Source organism: Shewanella sp. 11B5, assembly GCF_002836795.1.
Lineage (GTDB): Bacteria > Pseudomonadota > Gammaproteobacteria > Enterobacterales > Shewanellaceae > Shewanella > Shewanella frigidimarina.
On the sequence record NZ_PJAP01000874.1, the window covers coordinates 1 to 3,447 of the forward strand.

At 40.6% G+C, this 3,447-nt stretch carries 2 protein-coding genes and 1 pseudogene; all 3 read left to right on the top strand.

What is annotated here, in order from left to right; translation table 11 throughout:
• Positions 1–140, top strand: a pseudogene (locus CXF78_RS21920) (16S rRNA pseudouridine(516) synthase); the annotation flags it as partial.
• Between the two features lie 64 nt (positions 141–204).
• On the top strand, positions 205–1,161 hold the full coding sequence (locus tag CXF78_RS17485; protein WP_011636386.1) for a LysR family transcriptional regulator: 957 nt from the start codon (positions 205–207) through the stop codon (positions 1,159–1,161).
• A gap of 337 nt (positions 1,162–1,498) precedes the next feature.
• Positions 1,499–3,447: OmcA/MtrC family decaheme c-type cytochrome (locus CXF78_RS17490; RefSeq protein ID WP_102037474.1), on the top strand; the 1,949-nt coding region annotated here is incomplete at its 3' end.

The following is a 3,447-nucleotide window of genomic DNA, read 5'->3' on the forward strand; positions in this document are numbered from 1 at the left end:
GGATGTTTGGTCGTTTTAGAAATCCGGTAGTAGCGTTACATCGTGAATCTATTGGTAAAATAGTGCTTGATAAGCAATTAGAATTGGGTGAATTTCGTTCATTAACAAAAGCTGAAGTTGATAGCATTTTTCAGCACTAGATCAATTTTTTTTATTTGAATACATGTTAATTTAATCGCCTCATTACAGCAGATTAGGTGATATGTGGATATTCAAGCATTGAAAAAAGTCAGCGAATTAGATGTATTTAGTTTGTTGGTGTTTAAGCTCATATACGAGACCGGTTTTGCTAATTTTGCAGCCAAAGAGCTTGCTGTATCCGCGCCTAAAATTAGTCGATGTTTAACATCATTAAGGGCTATTTTTAACGATGAGTTGTTTTTCCGTCGCCAACAAGGGCTAAAACCAACTCCATTAGCTGAACGTTTGTATCAGCCTGTTTGCCAGTTATGTGACATGGTGAGCCAAATTGAACGAGTGGCAGATGATCGTTTAAATCATCATCAAACACCTATTTTACATATTGCGGTATCGCCAAGCATTATTACCAGTGTGGCCATTGCGTTAAGTAAGCTTCCGCGTGATGTTATCGGTAAAGTTAAACTTCACAGTTGGCAAGCCGACACTGAAGAGCTGATTTATAATGGCGAGCTCGATTTTGGCATTGGTTTTGAAACTCAGGACACTCATGGTCTAGAGGCTTATCCTATTGCTAATGTGACATCATTATGTGTGGTGGGTAATACCAATCATCTATTTTGGGCCGGTGCCGAACAGATAAAGTTAGAAGATATTATTCAACACCCTATCGTGTATTTACGCTGTAAAGGCTTTAACAATCGTATTGATCCATTAGAGTTATATTGTCAAACTCACGGTTTACTACTAGAAGATATTGAATGTGCAAGAAAGCTCGAAGATTGGTATTGGCACATACTGACCATGGACAGTTTAGCCATTACTATTTGTAATGAAGGTTCGTTCGCACAACAAATTCCGCAATTAAGAGTAGAACGACTTCCACAGAGTGAATTTACTAAGCTTAATAGCGTCATGGCGATGCCAAGTTATTGTTTAATTGAGCGAGCAGAACACTACCGCCGTTATTCGCTAAATGTGAAGGAAATGATAATCGATATCATTAAATCATTGCTGGTGTGAAAATTATTAACATTCTTATATGAGGTTCAACTCGCTTAATTTTGTGGGTTGAATCTTTTTTATAGCCATTGATTTTGTATTGTACTGATTTTTATGCATTTTTATTTATCACTCTCTATAGTTTTACATAATTACAACTCATCAAATACCTCTTTAGGGTTACCTTATTTGAAACTGACGGTTTCATTTTTGCGTATACCTAAAACTAAAATCATCAATTCCTGTTAACGAATTTGTAACCAAACTTCACAGGTTTATCACTGCAAGCGGGTGTTTTGTCCTATTTCCTTATATTTTAGATGCGTAAAACCTACAAATCTAAATCGGGGGATTTAAGATGAAAAATTATAATAGAACATTACTTGCTGCAGCGTTTATTGCAGCGTTGGGTGTAACAGGTTGTGGCTCTGACGGCAGTGATGGTGCCGCAGGAGAACCGGGTACTCCGGGCACACCTGGAACGCCTGGTACACCTGGTACTCCAGCTGGTTCGGTCGTTACAACAGTTGACAATGCCTATGACTTTAACTTAACACTGGCTCCTACAGATATTGTTGTAGTAGGTGCAGATCCATTTAGCCTTAAATTTACCGTAACAGGTAAAGGTACTGGTGGAGTGGACGTTCCATACTCGGGACTTGATAAAGTCGCGTTATATGTAATGAGTCAATCAGCTAATGCAACTGACACTGGCGCGCCAATGTTATGGACAAACCATGCACTTGCCAATGATTTTGGTAGCAGCATGTATTGTACTTTAACGGGTACAGCCGCTGCTCGAGGAGGCGCTGTAGTCGATGCTTGTACATTAGTTGAAGATGAAGCTAATCCTGGTACTTATACTGGTACTTGGGCACACGACGGTAACGCGCCTGTAGTATTGGCTAGTGGTGATGCAAACGATTTAGCTCGTGTGTTTATTCGTGCTTATGACGTTGTGATGGCTGATGGCACTTCAGTGAGCGATAAGATTTTATCAACTCCGGTTGATTTTATTCCTGCTACTGGCGAGCTTGCTGTTTCTGCAAAAGACTCAGTGTCTAATGCTGCATGTATTAAATGTCATAGCCCAATGGAAGGTTACGCTGATACTGATATGCGTATTGCCAATATTGGTGCTCATCATAATTACCAAAAAGTTGAAAATTGCGTAGCTTGTCATAATCCAGCTTATGCCGGTGGACAGGACGATCCTGAAAAAGGCTTCAATGCAAACTTCAATGCCATGATCCACACTATCCACGCGGGTCATCATATTGCTGACTCTCTAACTGGTGAAGCCAAAGAGATGTTTGGTGAAATTGGTTTCCCATCTGAGCTAAATGAATGTACCGCTTGTCATGATAATGGCCAGCAGTGGAATGAAAACATTTATGCTGAAGCGTGTGTGTCTTGTCACGTTGATGTTGATTTAGCAACTGGTGTAAACCATAGAGGTATTGTGCCTGCTAGTGACGCTGTATGTTCTGGTTGTCACGGTTCAGGTAGCTTAAGCCCAAGTGAAGCACATAATGTTGGCGTGCGTGCAATGGCGACTGACTCTATTGTGTTTGCAGTTAGCAATGTCACTTATGCAGAAGATGCTGTAGATGTCAGCGGTGTTATGCAAGATCAAATGAGCATTACTTTTGATGTAAGCATTGATGGTCAACCTATTGCTGATGGCTTCGATTTTGGTCCTTATGCTAATTATGACGAAATCAAAACTGGTACTGTTGATGCAGATGGCACTTACTTTGTGGGTACATCTTTAAATCTAACAGGTGTTGTTTCTGCTGGTGGTAAGCTTGTTGTTACTAAAGTAGCTAACTTTAACGTCGTTGGTCAGAGTATTGCCATTACTCCTCGCTTCTCAGTTTGTGCTGATGAGAAAGCGAAGTTAATTAAATGTGTTAATACAGTTGGCGAAGATCAATACGCGGTTGAGTATATTGCAGTAACTATGGACACTGCATATTGGAACCTAGTTAATGCAGACGGTTCAGGTGCCAATATTGCTCGTCAAAGCGTACCATCTATGGTTAGCGCAGACGAAGCAAAATGTAGTACTTGTCATACATCGTTAGGTATTGCAAAGCACTACGGTAACGAGCGTTTTGACCAATGTATGGGTTGTCACAACAATACATGGGGTGGTTCATACCATGGCACTGTTGAGTACAAAACTGATGCAGTTGATGCTGATGGCGTACCAGTCTTTGCTATTGTTGAAGGTCTAACTTACAGCAACCGTGACTTAATGACTGTTTCACATCGCTTCCACAGCGGCTTATGGGATGACAACCG